The 15,024-nt window shown below is 70.9% G+C and carries 13 protein-coding genes; 8 read left to right on the forward strand and 5 right to left on the reverse strand.

Annotated features, from left to right (window positions below):
- Positions 1–18: 18 nt before the first annotated feature.
- The 3 genes from ABZ208_RS27605 (at position 19) to ABZ208_RS27615 (ending at position 2,947) form a co-directional block, all read left to right on the forward strand.
- Positions 19–1,008 (forward strand): ABC transporter substrate-binding protein, encoded by a 990-nt coding sequence (locus tag ABZ208_RS27605; RefSeq protein WP_356912160.1) that lies wholly within the window; start codon positions 19–21, stop codon positions 1,006–1,008.
- A gap of 80 nt (positions 1,009–1,088) precedes the next feature.
- On the forward strand, positions 1,089–2,135 hold the full coding sequence (locus ABZ208_RS27610; RefSeq protein ID WP_356912215.1) for an iron ABC transporter permease: 1,047 nt from the start codon (positions 1,089–1,091) through the stop codon (positions 2,133–2,135).
- Entirely contained in the window at positions 2,132–2,947 is an 816-nt protein-coding gene (locus ABZ208_RS27615) for an ABC transporter ATP-binding protein (protein ID WP_356912161.1), read from the forward strand. The genes ABZ208_RS27610 and ABZ208_RS27615 overlap by 4 nt, the downstream gene beginning before the upstream one ends.
- 184 nt (positions 2,948–3,131) lie before the next feature.
- Here ABZ208_RS27615 and ABZ208_RS27620 read toward each other — a convergent pair whose 3' ends face one another.
- Entirely contained in the window at positions 3,132–3,602 is a 471-nt protein-coding gene (locus ABZ208_RS27620; RefSeq protein WP_356912162.1) for an ArsI/CadI family heavy metal resistance metalloenzyme, read from the reverse strand.
- 34 nt (positions 3,603–3,636) lie between these two features.
- Positions 3,637–5,007, reverse strand: a complete 1,371-nt coding sequence (locus ABZ208_RS27625; protein ID WP_356912163.1) for an NAD(P)-binding domain-containing protein — start codon at positions 5,005–5,007, stop codon at positions 3,637–3,639.
- A gap of 449 nt (positions 5,008–5,456) precedes the next feature.
- On the opposite strand from ABZ208_RS27625, the gene ABZ208_RS27630 reads away from it, so the two are divergent.
- The gene (locus ABZ208_RS27630) at positions 5,457–5,825 is read left to right on the forward strand and encodes a metalloregulator ArsR/SmtB family transcription factor (protein ID WP_356912164.1); all 369 of its coding nucleotides are present in this window, start codon (positions 5,457–5,459) and stop codon (positions 5,823–5,825) included.
- A gap of 109 nt (positions 5,826–5,934) precedes the next feature.
- Here the strand turns inward: ABZ208_RS27630 and ABZ208_RS27635 are convergent, their stop codons facing one another.
- Together ABZ208_RS27635 and ABZ208_RS27640 are read right to left on the reverse strand one after the other, a co-directional pair.
- Positions 5,935–6,723, reverse strand: coding sequence for an MIP/aquaporin family protein (locus tag ABZ208_RS27635; RefSeq protein ID WP_356912165.1), 789 nt, complete (start codon positions 6,721–6,723; stop codon positions 5,935–5,937).
- Between the two features lie 37 nt (positions 6,724–6,760).
- Complete coding sequence (locus ABZ208_RS27640; RefSeq protein ID WP_356912166.1) at positions 6,761–7,075, reverse strand: metalloregulator ArsR/SmtB family transcription factor; 315 nt, start codon at positions 7,073–7,075, stop codon at positions 6,761–6,763.
- 212 nt (positions 7,076–7,287) lie between these two features.
- Between ABZ208_RS27640 and ABZ208_RS27645 the strand changes: the two genes are divergently transcribed.
- From ABZ208_RS27645 to ABZ208_RS27660, 4 genes are all read left to right on the forward strand, one after another.
- Positions 7,288–7,707: an arsenate reductase ArsC gene (locus ABZ208_RS27645; RefSeq protein WP_356912167.1), complete on the forward strand. Its 420-nt coding sequence runs from the start codon at positions 7,288–7,290 to the stop codon at positions 7,705–7,707.
- A gap of 468 nt (positions 7,708–8,175) precedes the next feature.
- On the forward strand, positions 8,176–9,117 hold the full coding sequence (locus ABZ208_RS27650) for an oxygenase MpaB family protein (protein ID WP_356912168.1): 942 nt from the start codon (positions 8,176–8,178) through the stop codon (positions 9,115–9,117).
- Positions 9,099–11,366 (forward strand): serine/threonine-protein kinase, encoded by a 2,268-nt coding sequence (locus ABZ208_RS27655; protein ID WP_356912169.1) that lies wholly within the window; start codon positions 9,099–9,101, stop codon positions 11,364–11,366. The genes ABZ208_RS27650 and ABZ208_RS27655 overlap by 19 nt, the downstream gene beginning before the upstream one ends.
- Before the next feature lie 42 nt (positions 11,367–11,408).
- A complete protein-coding gene (locus ABZ208_RS27660) occupies positions 11,409–12,941 on the forward strand; it encodes an NAD(P)/FAD-dependent oxidoreductase (RefSeq protein ID WP_356912170.1) in 1,533 nt (510 codons plus the stop codon).
- Between the two features lie 129 nt (positions 12,942–13,070).
- Here ABZ208_RS27660 and ABZ208_RS27665 read toward each other — a convergent pair whose 3' ends face one another.
- The gene (locus ABZ208_RS27665; protein ID WP_356912171.1) at positions 13,071–14,894 is read right to left on the reverse strand and encodes a serine hydrolase; all 1,824 of its coding nucleotides are present in this window, start codon (positions 14,892–14,894) and stop codon (positions 13,071–13,073) included.
- Positions 14,895–15,024 lie beyond the last annotated feature (130 nt).

Consider the following 15,024-nt stretch of genomic DNA (forward strand, 5'->3'; position numbering starts at 1 on the left):
GGTGAGAGGATCCACCACATGATGGGCAAGCGCCCGATATCCCTGCTGTCGGCCATGGCCGCGGCCCTACTGATATCCGGATGCGGCGGCACCGCAGCCCGGGACGACGCCTCGTCGGCGGACTCCACTGCCAAGGGGTTTCCGGTCACCGTGTCCAACTGCGGTGTGAAGACGACCTATCAGCGTCCCCCGCAGCGTTCGGTGTCGATGAACCAGCACGCGACCGAGGTCATGCTGGCACTGGGTCTGAAGAAGTCGATGGTGGGAACCGCCTATCTCGATGACAAGATCCTGCCGGAGTATCAGGAGGCCTACGACGGGATCAAGGTCCTGGCGAAGGAGTACCCCTCGTTCGAGACGCTGCTGACCGCCGAACCGGACTTCACCTACGGCGGTTTCGCCAGCACCTTCGACGAGAAGGAAGGGCGCAGCCGCGACGCACTCTCCAAGGCGGGGGTCAACTCCTATCTGAACATCGAGGAGTGCCCGTCCGGTCCGGTGACGATGGCCACGATGGACCAGGAGATCCGGAACGTGGCGAAGATCTTCGGCGTGCCGGACCGGGCGGAGCGGCAGTTGAAGAAGCTCCACGGCACGCTGGACAGGGTCGAGGGCAAGCTCGCCGGCGTCACCCCGGTGAAGATCTTCGTGTACGACAGCGGCGACAAGACCGCCTTCACCGCGGGCGGCGCGGGCATCGGCAACGAGATGATCAACCAGGCCGGCGGGGTGAACCTCTTCGCCGAGCTGGACAAGGCGTTCGGTGACGTGTCGTTCGAGCAGGTGGCCGAGCGCGCGCCCGAGGTGATCGTCATCTACGACTACGGCGACCAGTCCGTCGAGGACAAGAAGAAGTTCCTCCTCGCGAACCCGGCGCTGAAGGACGTACCCGCCATCAAGCACAAGCGGTTCGCGGTGCTGCCGTTGTCGTCCACGGTGCTGGGAGTCCGGGTGCCGTCCGGCGTGGAGTCCCTGGCCCGCCAGCTCCACCCGGACCGATTCAAGTGACCGACGCCACGGGCGTGTCGGAGGCGACGGAGGCGAAAGCGACGCCCGGGGCGACCGGCGCGACGAGTGAGCGGACGGCGGTGGCCGGTGCCCCCGCCGTCCGCCGCTCAGGGATCCCCTACCCGGTCGTGCTCCTGCTGCTGGCCGCGCTGCTGGCCGTCGCGGCCACCCTTGGGATCGCGGCCGGGTCCATCAGCGTCCCGGCCGACCAGGTGTGGGGCATTCTGCTGCACCGCGTGCATCCCTCGCTCGCCGAGCCGACCTGGACACCGGTCCGCGAGACGATCGTCATCGACGTCCGGCTGCCGAGAGTGCTGCTGTCCGGCGTCGTGGGCGCGGGCCTTGCGGTGTCCGGAATGGCGCTGCAGGCACTCGTGCGCAACCCGCTCGCGGACCCGATGCTGCTCGGGGTGTCGTCGGGCGCCTCGGTCGGCGCGGTGCTGGTCCTCGTCTTCAACGTCACCCTGTTCGGTGTGTTCTCCCTGCCGGTGGCCGCGTTCCTCGGCGCTCTCGCCGCGCTCGTCGCCGTCTACTTCCTGGCCCGGTCCGGTGGGCGGATGACGACGGTGCGGCTGGTGCTGGCGGGAGTGGCGACGGCCGAGGTGCTGTCCGCGCTCGCCAGCTTCCTCGTCGTCACCTCCAACGACCCGCACAAGACGCAGTCGGCGCTGCGCTGGATGCTCGGCGGACTGGCAGGCACGACGTGGACGGTGGTGTGGATCCCCGTCGGTGCCGTTCTCCTCGGCACGGCCGTCCTCCTCGGCGTCAGCCGCCCGCTCAACCTCCTGTTGGCGGGGGAGGAGGCCGCCGTGGCGCTCGGCCTGGACGTGCACCGCTTCCGTGCCGCACTGTTCACCCTCGTCGCCGTCATGATCGGCACGATCGTCGCGGTCAGCGGTCAGATCGGCTTCGTCGGCCTGATCATGCCGCACGTGGTGCGGCTGGTGGTCGGTGCCGACCATCGACGCGCGCTGCCCGCCGCAGCCCTGCTCGGCGCGGCATTCCTCATCGCCGCCGATCTGGCGGCGCGCACCGTCATGAGCCCGGAGGAGATTCCCGTGGGCATTCTCACCGCCCTGGTCGGCGGTCCCTTCTTCCTGTGGCTGATGCGACGGAGGTCCGCGTGACGCAGACGGTCACGGTCACGACGGCGCCCGGCACACTGGCTGCGGAGGACGTCTCGGTCGTCGTGGGCGGGCGGGCGCTGGTGGACCGCGTGTCACTGCAGGTTGCACCCCGCGAGGTGGTGGGGCTCGTCGGCCCCAACGGCGCCGGCAAGTCGACCCTGTTGCGTACCGTCTACCGGGCGCTGCGCCCCACCTCGGGGCAGGTCCTGCTGGACGGCGAGGACGTCCGGCGGATGTCCGGCAAGAGCCTCGCACGACGGCTGGCCGCCGTCCTGCAGGAATCCGCCGGGGACTTCGAGCTCTCGGTGTACGAGGTGGTGGCCATGGGCCGCACTCCGCACAAGCGGGCCTTCGAGGGCGACGACGCCGACGACCGCGGCATCATCATGGGTGCGCTGGGCGAAGTCGACGCCACCGGCCTGGCGCACGCCCCCTTCAGCCGGTTGTCGGGCGGCGAGAAACAGCGGGTGCTCATCGCCCGTGCTCTGGCCCAGCGCGCCGGGACGATGGTGCTGGACGAGCCGACCAACCACCTGGACCTGCGGCATCAGCTCGACACACTGCGCCTCGTCCGGAAGCTCGGCGTGACCGCGGTCGTCGCCCTCCACGACCTCAACCTGGCTGCGGCGTTCTGCGACCGCATCTGCGTGATGGACGGCGGCCGTGTCGTGGTCACCGGGTCACCCAAGGAGGTCCTCACGCCCGAGCTCCTGTCCGAGGTCTACCGCGTCGACGCCGAAGTCGTGCCGCATCCCCGTACCGGGGTTCCGCACATCACCCTGGTTACCGGCGAGCCATTCGGAACGGGGTGATCGAAGACCGTCCACATTCGGCGGCGAGCCGGCCGCCGGCGCCATGGATCCCGCCTGCGTTGAAAGGCGGCGGAGGCTTCTCTTCATGCCCGGTGCGTGAATTCCGTTCACCCTTTGCCGCGCGGATGGGCACCCACGACGTGGCGGCCTGGAGCGCGCCGTGGCGGACACCGCGGCCTCCCCATCAGTGCGACGGGGCGGCAGCGCAAGTGCACGCCCCTCGCGGATCGGTTTCGGCGGTGGTCGGACTGGAGCAACAGGTGCTGCCCTGTTGCTTGGTCAGGGTGTCGGCGTCGGCCTTGACGACGTACACCTCCCACGGTTCCTGGCCGGGGCCGTGGACCCAGACCTTGTCCTGGACGGCGTAGCAACAGCTGGTGTCGTTCTCCTCTGCCGTCGCCAGGCCCGCCTGGCTCAGGCGGGTGGTGGCGGCGTGGACGGCCTCGGTGCTTTCGACTTCCACGCCGAGGTGGTCCATGCGGGTGTCCTCACCCGCCGTGCCTTCGATGAGGACGAGCTTGAGCGGGGGTTCCGGGACGGCGAAGTTGGCATAGCCGTCACGGAGCTTGGCCGGCTCGGTGCCGAAGAGCTTCGTGTAGAAGGCGACGGACGCCGCGAGGTCGGGAACGCGGAGGGCGAGCTGTATGCGGGACATGACGGACCTCCTGTTGGGGATGGGCGGGTAAGCGTCAGCAGCCGCCGGAGGTTGACGGGGCGCCGACGCCGATCTGGAGGGTGGCCGGGGCCGCGCAGCAGCCGCCGTCACCGGCCTGCACGGCCTCGGGCTCGTCGAACAGCCCCGCCCCGCCGCACACACCGGTCTCGGGGAGCGTCAGCTCCACGCGCTCGGCGGCCTCCCGGTCGCCGGACAGAGACGCGGCGATGGAGCGGACCTGCTCGTAGCCGGTCATCGCGAGGAACGTGGGCGCGCGGCCGTAGGACTTCATGCCGACCAGGTAGACGTCCCTCTCGGGGTGGGAGAGCTCGTTCACGCCGTGCGGATGGACCGTGCCGCACGAGTGCTGGTTCGGGTCGATCAGCGGGGCCAGTTCGAGTGGTGCCTGGAGGCGTTCGTCGAGGCCGAGGCGGATCTCGGAGAGGAAGGACAGGTCGGGGCGGAAGCCGGTGAGCACGATGACCTCATCGACCGGGTCGAGGCGTCGCCCGTCCTCGCCGATCAGGATCAGCCGGTCCTCACCGTCCCGCTCGATCGCATCGGTCCGGAAGCCGGTGACCGCTTCGGTGTACCCGTTGTCGACGGCGGCCTTGGCCGCGAGGCCGAGGGCACCGCGGGCGGGGAGCTGGTCGGCCTCGCCGCCGCCGAAGGTGGAGCCGGAGATGCCCCGGCGCAGGATCCACACTGCGTGTGTCCCCCTGCCGTCGCCGGCCTGGGCGAGATCCGCCAGGTAGGCGAGGGCGGTGAAGGCGGAGGCTCCGGAGCCGATGACCGCGGTGCGCTTGCCGGCGTACCGGGCCCGGACGGCGGGGTCCTTGAGGTCGGGGACGCGGTAGGTGATGTGGTCGGCGGCGGCGCGCTCGCCGAGGGCGGGCAGCCCGCTGCCCCCTGCCGGGCCGGGAGTGGCCCAGGTGCCGGAGGCGTCGATGACGGCGCGGGCGAAGATGCGCTCCTCGCCTCCGTCCGCCGTGGTGAGGTGTACGACGAAGGGCTGCGTCTCGCGGTCGGCGTCGACGATGCGGTCACGTCCGGTGCGAGAGACCCCGGTGACGGTGGCGCCGAAGCGCACCTTGTCGCCGAGGACTTCGGCCAGGGGCTTCAGGTAGTGATCGGCCCAGTCGCCGCCGGACGGGTAGGTGGCGGCGGCCGGCTTCACCCAGCCGGTCGGGGCCAGCAGCTTCTCGGCCGCAGGGTCGGTGACCTCGCCCCAGGGGGAGAACAGCCGCACGTGCGACCACTGGCGCACCGCGGCACCGGCGACCGTCCCTGCCTCCAGGACCAGGGGCTCGAGGCCGCGGTCGAGCAGGTGGGCGGCGGCCGCGAGACCGGCGGGACCGGCTCCGATCACGACGACGGGCAGCTCAGTGGTGGCAGGCGCGCTCACGATCACTCCTCCGTGTTTCGATGTTTGTCGATGCTTGTGCGATCAGCATGGCACTTGCTTCGATGGACGTCAACATAGACACTCATCGAATCTGGAAGTTCTTTCGCGGGGCATGTCGACCTCGCGGCGCTGGGGGGCGGTCGGACCGGGCCGGCCCCGGCGCACGCGCTGAACCAGCGCGGACTGAAGCCGGTGGTACTCGAGGCGTCGGGCCGGGTGGCCGGGGCACGGCCGTGCAGCAACCACGGCCTCACGCTGCTCTCGCCCGCTGGTGCAGCTCCCTGCTGCCGTTCGTCGGGCTGGAGTGGGTGCAGCCTGTCGTCGACCTCGGTGCGCGGGGCGGGACGGGGTGTCGGCCGGGCGGCGGGGGCCTGGCCATCCACCTGGCCCGCCGGTGGAGCAGGAAGCGCACCTGGCCCCACTGGTTCGACGTATGTCAACATAGACGTATGTCGAATGCGAAGGTGCTGCCGCTACTGGAACCCGACGTCACCCAGGCCGTGGCGCCGTGCTGTCCGCCGCTGACCGAGCGCCCCATGTCGGCGGAAGAAGCCGAGACGGCTGCGAAGATGTTCAAGGCGCTCGGCGACCCGGTCCGTCTGCGGCTGTTCTCCGCGATCGCCTCTCATGAGGGTGGCGAGGCATGCGTGTGCGACATCTCCGACGTCGGCGTCTCGCAGCCCACGGTCTCCCACCACCTGAAGAAGCTCAAAGAGGCAGGCCTCCTGACCTCGGAGCGGCGCGGGACATGGGTGTACTACCGCGTCGAGCCGGCCGTGCTCGCGGCCATGGGCAAACTCCTCACCGCCGCGGCCTGACGCACACTCCCGGTCGATTCAGGACGTGGCGCGCAGGCATGAGGCGGCCCGGCAGGGACGAGTGCCCGGCCGGGGAGAACGGGCGCGGGGACTCCCGGGAATGCTGTCGTCATGCGGCAGGCTGCTCGGCAACCGGACGGGCTCGCAGGAAGATGACCGCCACCAGCGCCAGGCCGACAACGGCTCCGGCGAGCTGGGCACCGATGAAGCCGGGGACCGATGCCGGGGCGATTCCGGCGAAGGTGTCGGTGAACGCGCGGCCGATCGTCACTGCCGGGTTGGCGAACGAGGTGGACGAGGTGAACCAGTAGGCCGCGCCGATGTACGAGGCGACTGCGACCGGTGCGAAGCGGAGTCGGTCGGTGCGGGCCAGTCCGAAGATCAGCAGGATCAGACCGGCGGTGGCGACGACCTCACCGAGCAGGAGGTTGCCTGCGGAGCGGTCGTGCGTGGACCACTTCACCAGCGGCTCGCCGAACATCGCGTCCGCCAGCACCGCACCGGAGATCGCGCCGATTGTCTGGGCCGGGACGTACGCGGCCGTCTCACGGGCCGTGACCCCGGGGCCGCCGCGGCGGGCGGTCCACCACTCGGCCAACGTGACAGCGGGGTTGAAGTGCGCACCGGAAACCGGGCCGAGCAGCACGATCAGCACGCCGAGGCCGAAGACGGTGGCGATCGAGTTGGCCAGCAGCTGCAGGCCGACATCCTGGGTGAGCTCCGTGGCCTGGATGCCCGAGCCGACCACGACGGCGACCAGGGCGGCAGTGCCGACCAGTTCGGCGGCGGTACGGGCGACCAGTGGTGTACGAGGCGGGGTGGCGCCCGGCGCGGGCCGGGGCGCACTGGACGGTTCGCCGGGCGTGGACTCCGCGGCGCTCGCGTGGGTGGCGGTCAACAGGACTCCTCGGTGCAGTCGCACGGGCGACAGGGGGTCAGGGGCAGGACCGCTTGACGTCTGCCTCGGCCGAGGCGCGTGCCGTCTCCGCGAGGTCGGCGAACTGGCCGGCCAGCTGCTCAATGACGTCAGGGCGAAGCCGGTAGTACGTGTACCGGCCGCACGGCTCGGTCTCCACGACCCCGGCCTCGCGCAGCACCTTCAAGTGGTTGGAGAGGTTGGTCTGCCTGGCGCCCGTCTCCTCGGCGAGGTGCGTGGTGCAGAGCGTCTCCTTGGCGAGCAGAGTCACGATCTGGAGCCGGAGGGGGTCGGCCAGCACCCGGATGAGTTCAGTGTCGACTGACGTCAGCATGGACTGATACTGTCACATCACCCGGCGCTGATACCAGCCTGGACCGTCCTTCGGAGCCCGTGGCCCGTCGCGGACCCCGAGGGCGCCCCGATCGCCGTCGTCCGGCAGATCCGCGACGAGATCGACGCCCGCATCACCGAGCTGCCGGCCGTCCTTCCGCCCGCCTGAACATCCCTCCCGCTCCACCTGCCGATCACCTGAAGGAAGATCCCATGTCCTCCACCCCCGTCGCGTCCGTGCTGTTCGTCTGCGTCCACAATGCGGGGCGCTCGCAGATGGCCGCCGGATTCCTCTCCCACCTCGCGGGCGACCGCGTCGAGGTCCGCTCCGCCGGCTCGCTGCCCGCCGACCAGGTCAACCCGGCCGCGGTCGAGGCGATGAAGGAGGTCGGCGTCGACATCTCCGCGCAGCAGCCGAAGGTGCTCACCACCGAGGCCGTCCAGGCGTCGGACTACGTCATCACCATGGGCTGCGGCGACGTCTGCCCGGTCTTCCCCGGCAAGAAGTACCTGGACTGGACCCTGGAGGACCCGGCCGGCAAGGGTGTCGAGTCCGTACGCCCCATCCGCGACGAGATCAAGAACCGCATCGAAGCCCTGATCGCCGAGATCGACGCCAAGCAGGAGGCGTGAATTCCGTGACGGACACCTCCCAGGCCGCCTCCGCTGTGCGCGAGGTCCAAGTCTGTTGGTCACACGTGACGTGAGGAAGGGGGTGACGCAAAAGCAGCGTCAGGGCGTCTAGGCCGGACACGTGGTAGCGGCATCAAGGGCTTCACGGGTGTGTCCGTGGCGTCATTGATGAAGTGGTCGGAGTTGTGCAGGTACTTGGCCCGATGAGGGTTCCGCTCCTGTGACCGTCGAACGTGACGTAATCACTCGGTGTGGACGCGGGAACCTTGTACACGAAGCCCGGCGGAACCACGTCCGTCACCGTCTGCTGGTAGATGAACTCCAGGACCCGGCGGCTGTGTTCGCGCGGCGGCTGGGGCTAAGAGACCTGATCGGGGGCCCCTGTTCACGGTCGCAGGTGGTGAGGGAGACTTGACATGACCGCACGTCGAAGTCACCACCCGGTGCCCGGTAGAAAGCGTGGTCACCATGAGCCGGACCGACCCGCACGCGGCCGACCCGGGGCTGTTCGGACCCGACTCCGTCACCTGGCAGATGCACGGCGATCCGATGATGTGGATCGCCGGGGTGCGGGCGCTGTATCTGCAGGCCCTGCACCCTCGCGCGGTACGCGGCGTGACGCAGAACAGCGACTTCAGGAACGACGCCTGGGGCCGGCTGCTGCGCACCGCGAACTTCGTCGGCACCATCAGCTACGGCACCACCGAGGCCGCGGAGCGCGCCGGCGCCCGCGTACGGCGCATCCACACCCGCCTGGCGGCCACCGACCCCGGCACCGGCGAGACGTACGGCGTCGACGAGCCGGAGCTGCTGCTGTGGGTGCACTGCGCCGAGGTCGGCTCCTACCTCGACGTCGCACGCCGCTCCGGCTTTCCGCTGACCGACGCACAGGCGGACCGCTATCTCGACGAGCAGCGCGAGAGCGCCCGCCTGGTCGGGCTCGACCCGGGAGCGGTGCCCGCGGACAGCCGTCAGCTCGCCGCCTACTTCAAGGAGGTACGGCACGAACTGGCCGCCGGTCCCGAGGCGCACGACGTCGACGACTTCCTGCGCCGCCCCCCGGTCGGCGCCCTGCTGGTCCCCGCGCGGGAACTGCTGTGGGGACGCGTGGCGGCCCTCGCGTACAGCGCACTGCCTCCCTACGCCCACGAGCTCTACGGCAGGAGCGCCCCCGCCCCCGAGCGCGTCACCCGCCGGCTGACGGCTGCCGGCAGGCTGCTGCGCAGCATCCCCGCCCGGGCACGCTGGCAGCTCCCGCCAGGTCACATTCTGAAGGCGATGGCGCGGCTCGGCCCCGAAGCCCGCCCCTCCCAGTACAAACTCCGCAGGCAGGCCGCCATACTGGACCGGCCGGGGAGGGCGCGGGAGAGCAACGGGGGCGACAGCACGCGATGGCGGAAACCAGGCTGATCCAAGGCCGGTACCGGCTGCTCGAACTCATCGGGCGCGGTGGGATGGGCGAGGTGTGGCAGGCCCGCGACGAATCGCTCGGGCGGCTGGTCGCCGTCAAGTGCCTCAAGCCGCTGGGCTCCCAGCACGACCGTCACTTCACCAAGGTCCTCAGGGAGCGGTTCCGCCGCGAGGCGCGGGTGGCCGCCGCGCTCCAGCACCGGGGCGTGACCGTCGTCCACGACTTCGGCGAGCACGAGGGCGTGCTCTATCTGGTGATGGAGCTGCTGGAGGGCCGCAACCTCAGCCAGCTGCTGATGGACAACAAGCAGCGGCCGCTGCCGGTCGCCGATGTCGTCGACATCGCCGACCAGGTCGCCGACGCGCTCGCGTACACCCATGAGCAGGGCATCGTCCACCGGGACCTCAAGCCGGCCAACATCATGCGGCTCACCGACGGGGCCGTGAAGATCTGCGACTTCGGCATCGCCCGCCTCGGCGAGGACATCGGGTTCACGGCCAAGCTCACCGGCACCGGCATCGCCATGGGCACCCCGCACTACATGTCACCGGAACAGATCAGCGGCGGGCAGATCGACCACCGCAGCGACCTGTACTCGCTCGGCTGCGTGCTGTACGAGCTCGCCACCGGCGCGCCGCCCTTCGACGACGACGACACCTGGGCGATCCTGGTCGGCCACCGCGACACCGCGCCGCAGCCGTTGCGCGACCGCCGGGGTGAGGTGCCGGACTTCTTCGACCGGGTCGTGCTCGACCTGCTCGCCAAGACCCCCGAGCAGCGCCCGGCCGACGCAGGCGATCTGCGCCGCCGGATCCGGGCGGCCGCCGCCTCCGCGCACACCGCCCAGCATGGCGCGCGCCCGCCGCAGCCGCCCGTGCCACCGGACCAGGCCGGGCCCGGCCTGCCGGCCTGGACGCGCGGTATGACCGGTGGCCTCAAGGCGGGCAGCACCATGGCGCTGCCGCCGCCGCTCCCGGACCACACGGCCGCGCTGACCGGCGCCTGGACCTCTCACCATGCTGCGCCGACACCGGCTTGGACCACCCGGATCTCCGCACGCCCCACACCTGAGCGCCCTGCACCTGAGCGCCCCACGCCGCCTCCCGAACTGCTCGCCGTTCTCGCCAGCCGGCACAGCGCCGGTCTGAGTCTTGGCCGGCTGGGCCGCTGGGAGGAAGCGGGCGAGGTGCACCGCGCCGTCGCCCTGGACCGGGAGAGCGCCCTCGGACCCGATCACCCCGACACCCTGGCCAGCCGCTACGAGGTCGCCTTCACGCTCGGCCGTACCGGCCGCGCGGGCGACGCGCTGCGGGAGTTCGGGCATGTCGCCGAGGGCCGTGAGCGTGCCCTGGGCGCCGACCACCCCGACACCCTCGCCGCCCGCCAGGAGACGGCGTACGTACTGGACCAGCTGGGACGGCACGGCGAGGCCCACCACGTCTACGTGGCCGTGCTCGCCTCGCGTGAAGGCACGATGGGCGCCGACCACCCCGACACGCTGCGCTGTCGCCACAACCTCGCGTACAACCTCAGCCGGCTGGGACGCCTGGAGGAGTCCCACCGGCTCGCCCAGGACGTGGCCGACGTCCGTAGCCGGGTGCTCGGCGCTCACCATCCCGACACCCTGGTCACCCGATACGAGGTCGCCTACGCGCTCGGACAGCTGGGACGCTGGGCCGAGGCGCTTCAGACCTACCAGGAGGTGTCGGCCGCGCGCACCCAGGCCCTCGGTCCGGACCACCCCGACACCTTCGCCGCCCGCTACGAGGCCGGCGTGTGCCTCGGCCGGCTCGGACGCATCGCGGAAGCCGTCGACCTCTACCGCACCCTTGCCGCCGACCGCACCCGGGTGCAGGGACCGGCCGATCCCGAAACGCTCCGGGCCCGGCACGGGCTCGGCGTGAACCTCGGCCGGCTGGCCCGCTGGGAGGAAGCACTGGCCGAGTCGCGCGACGTGTGCGCGCTGCGCGATCGGGTGCTCGGCCCCGATCACCCCGACACGCTCGTCAGCCACCGGGAGGTGGCCGTGGGCCTGGGCCGGCTCGGCCGCTGGGCGGACGCCCTGAACGTCTATGTGCGTGTCGCCGCCGCGCGCGAGCGGGTCCTGGGCGGTGACCACCCCGACACGCTGTCCAGCCGCAACGACGAGGCGCACTGCCTGGAACAGCTCGGCCGGCACACCGAGGCCGTGGAGCTCTACCGGCGCGTCGCGGCGCTCCAGCATGCAAACCACACACAGGGCAGCTGAGCAGGGGGTTACGTGCGGCCGCGCAGCGGTTAGGGTCCGGCCATGCCCGCACACACCTCGTACGACGCAGTGATCGTGGGCGGCGGCCACAACGGTCTGGTCGCCGCCGCCTATCTCGCCCGCGCAGGGCGCTCCGTCCTGGTTCTGGAGCGGCGCCCGATCACCGGCGGAGCGGCCGTGTCCACCCGCCCCTTCCCGGGGGTCGATGCACGCCTGTCGCAGTTCTCCTATCTGGTCTCCCTGCTGCCCGACAAGATCGTGCGCGACCTGGAACTCGACTTCGCGGTACGCAAGCGCACCGTCTCCTCCTACACGCCCAAGGGGGACGGCGGCCTGCTCGTGGGCGCCGGCCGCACCCGCGAGTCGTTCGCCGGGCTGACCGGCGGCGAGCGGGAGTACGCGGCCTGGGAGGAGTTCTACGGGATCACCCACACGGTCGCCCAACGGGTCTTCCCGACGCTGACCGAACCTCTGCCGACCCGGGAGCAGCTCCGCGGAGTCGTCGACGACGAGGCGGCCTGGCGGATGCTGTTCGAGGAGCCGATCGGCGTCGCGATCGAGAAGCGGTTCGCCGACGATCTCGTACGGGGAGTGGTGCTCACCGACGCGCTCATCGGGACGTTCGCCGACGCCCATGACCCCAGCCTGCTGCAGAACCGCTGTTTCCTCTACCACGTCATCGGCGGTGGCACGGGCGACTGGGACGTGCCGGTGGGCGGCATGGGCGCGTTCACCGACGCACTGGCCGCCGCCGCGCTCGGAGCGGGGGCAGAGATCGGGCTGCTGCACGAGGCGACCCGCATCGAGACCGACGGCGAGCGCGCCGAGGTCACCTTCCGCACGCCCGACGGCGAGGGCACCGTTGCCGCACGCCATGTTCTGGTCAACGCTTCACCGCAGGCACTCGCCGCCCTCCTCGGCGAGCAGGCGCCCCAGCCGGCCGAAGGCGCCCAGCTCAAGGTGAACATGCTGCTCCGCCGGCTGCCGAGGCTGCGCGACCGCTCCGTCGACCCGCGCGAAGCCTTCTCCGGAACCTTCCATGTCTCCGAGGGATACGGGCAGTTGGCGACGGCGTACCAGGAGGCGGCGTCCGGCCGGCTGCCCAGTGCTCCGCCGTCCGAGATCTACTGCCACTCGCTGACGGACCCGTCGATCCTCGCACCCGAGCTCGTGGCGCAGGGCTACCAGACCCTGACGCTGTTCGGCCTGCACACCCCGGCCCGCCTGTTCGCCGCCGACAACGACAAGGTGCGCGCCGACCTGCTGGCCGCGACACTGGCCGAACTCGACGCCCACCTGGACGAGCCGATTGCCGAATGCCTCGCGCTGGACGAGAACGGCGACGCCTGCATCGAGGCCAAGACCCCACTCGACCTGGAGAGGGAACTGCGGCTGCCCGGCGGTCACATCTTCCACCGGGACCTGTCTTTCCCGTACGCCGGTGAGACGACGGGACGCTGGGGTGTGGAGACGGCACACGCCAATGTGCTGCTGTGCGGTGCGGGTGCCGTCCGCGGCGGCGGGGTCAGCGGTGTGCCGGGCCACAACGCGGCGATGGCGGCGCTGGGCCGGTGAACACGCCTGCCGCCCGCGGGGGTTCGCCGCGGGCGGCAGGTATCCGGCGCCCTGACGCGGCACGCTGCCAGTAAGGGCCGTTCGTGCCGGCCCGCAAGCCGGCCTGACCGCTCCGTACCTGACGCGTGATCAGTCCCGTGACGCGGTCCAGCCGTTCGCCTCGATCAGGGCGGCGTCCGCGGGCGTCACCTCGTCGAAGACCGTGCGCCCGGCGTCCTCGACCCGCAGCGCATCCACGTAGGCGCCACGGCCGGCATAGAGCCGGTCGGTCGCGTACCGCCAGCGCAGCCGCACCTCCTGGCCGCACCACGCCGAAAGGTCGGCGCCCAGCCGGTGCCAGACGCGCCCGGACCAGCCGGTGACCGAGCCCGCCGGGTGGGACACGTCCCCGGCACCCTTGGCGGTGGTGGTGAACGCCACCGGCTGCCAGCTCAACCCATCGTCCGCGGACGCCTCCAGGTACAGTCCGTCCGCGCCGGGCTCGGTGTCCCACCACAGTGAGCAGGTCAGCCGCGCCCGGCCGGACGACAGGACCAGCGGCGGCAGGGCGAGGGTGGCCGTCGTGGATCCGGCCATACCGGAGAACCAGGCGCTGCGTCCGTGCGCGGGGCGGACGGCGACCGCCCGGGCCATGTTGTTGGCCGCGGCGACGCGCGGTGCGCTGCCCGAGCGCCAACTGCGGACGGGATGGACGGAGTTGCCGAGGACGATCAGGAACGAGTCCGTGGTCGGGTCGAGGACCAGGCTGGTGCCGGTGAATCCCGTGTGTCCTGCGGTGTGCGGGGTGGCCATCGCGCCCATGTACCAGTGCTGGTAGAGCTCGAAGCCGAGCCCGTGCTCGTCGCCGGGGAAGGCCGTGTTGAAGTCGGTGAACATCAGCTCCACCGACGAGCGGCGCAGAATCCGGGCGTGCCCGTAGGCTCCCCCGTTCAGCAGGGTGCGGGCGAGGATCGCGAGGTCCCAGGCGCAGGAGAAGACTCCGGCGTGACCGGCCACGCCGCCGAAGGCGTACGCGTTCTCGTCATGCACCTCGCCCCAGACGAGGCCGCGGTCCAGACCGGACCAGGGGAGCCGGGCGTACTCGGTGGCGGCGGTCTTCGGCTTCCAGGAGGTCGGCGGGTTGAACCGTGTGCGGTGCATCCCGAGTGGAGCAGTGATCTCGTCGTGGAGCAGGACATCCAGCGTGCGCCCGGTGATCTTCTCCAGGACCAGCTGGAGCGAGATCAGGTTGAGGTCGGAATAGAGGTACCTGGTGCCGGGCGTGCTCGCCGGGGGCTCGTTCCACAGCAGCCGGAGCCTGCCCTGCTGGGTCGGCTCCTTGTACAGCGGAATCCAGGCCCGGAAGCCCGAGGTGTGGGTGAGCAACTGGCGCACCGTGATGTCCTGTTTGCCGGCGCCCGCGAACTCGGGGACGTAGGACGCGACCGTGGCCTCGAGCTGAAGCGCGCCTCGCTCGATCTGCTGGACGGCGAGGATCGAGGTGAACAGTTTGGAGATGGACGCCAGATCGAAGATCGTGTCCTCGGCCATCGGGATCTGCTCCTCGGCGGGGAGCTCCACGCCGGTGTCCGTCGTGACGTCGTACGACGAGTAGCGCAGGGCTTTGCCGATGGGCCGGTGCAGCGCCACGGTGTCACCGCGCCCGGCCAGCAGCACCGCGCCGGCGTACCAGGGGTACTTGGGGGACGGGCCGAGGAACTGCTCGGCGTCGGTGACCAGTTGCTCCAGCGGGAGGCGCAACAACCCGGCCCGCTCGGGTGAGCCGCGCCGCAGTGTCGAGCGGTGGCCGGACCCCGACCCCGACCCCGGCCCAGCACTCCTGTCCGACGGTCCTTCCGCTGCCGACGCCGCTGTGAAGGGGATCGGCGCCAGCGCGAACGCTCCGCCCATTGCCAGCATCCCGCCCCCCATCCGGCGCCGGCTGATCCCTCGGCCCGCTGCGTCCTCGGTCATCCCCAACCCTTCCCTGAAAGTATCTTTCGGGATCTCCTGGCCCACGTGAAACTTTCTTACCGTGCCGATGTGCTGTCAACCGTCCTGCACCGCCGGTGGACCCAAAGAATCTGACACTGCATCAGAAAAT

The sequence above is a fragment of the Streptomyces sp. NPDC006208 genome, from assembly GCF_040613775.1.
Classification (GTDB): Bacteria; Actinomycetota; Actinomycetes; order Streptomycetales; family Streptomycetaceae; genus Streptomyces.

Excerpts from the sequence above, each read along its gene's own strand:
- ABZ208_RS27620 (WP_356912162.1), bottom strand. The coding sequence starts at position 3,602 with ATGTCCCGCATACAGCTCGCCCTCCGCGTTCCCGACCTCGCGGCGTCC.
- ABZ208_RS27640 (WP_356912166.1), bottom strand. The coding sequence starts at position 7,075 with ATGCTGACGTCAGTCGACACTGAACTCATCCGGGTGCTGGCCGACCCC.
- ABZ208_RS27665 (WP_356912171.1), bottom strand. The coding sequence starts at position 14,894 with ATGACCGAGGACGCAGCGGGCCGAGGGATCAGCCGGCGCCGGATGGGG.
- ABZ208_RS27630 (WP_356912164.1), top strand. The coding sequence starts at position 5,457 with ATGTCGAATGCGAAGGTGCTGCCGCTACTGGAACCCGACGTCACCCAG.
- ABZ208_RS27660 (WP_356912170.1), top strand. The coding sequence starts at position 11,409 with ATGCCCGCACACACCTCGTACGACGCAGTGATCGTGGGCGGCGGCCAC.
- ABZ208_RS27645 (WP_356912167.1), top strand. The coding sequence starts at position 7,288 with ATGTCCTCCACCCCCGTCGCGTCCGTGCTGTTCGTCTGCGTCCACAAT.
- ABZ208_RS27655 (WP_356912169.1), top strand. The coding sequence starts at position 9,099 with ATGGCGGAAACCAGGCTGATCCAAGGCCGGTACCGGCTGCTCGAACTC.
- ABZ208_RS27650 (WP_356912168.1), top strand. The coding sequence starts at position 8,176 with ATGAGCCGGACCGACCCGCACGCGGCCGACCCGGGGCTGTTCGGACCC.
- ABZ208_RS27605 (WP_356912160.1), top strand. The coding sequence starts at position 19 with ATGATGGGCAAGCGCCCGATATCCCTGCTGTCGGCCATGGCCGCGGCC.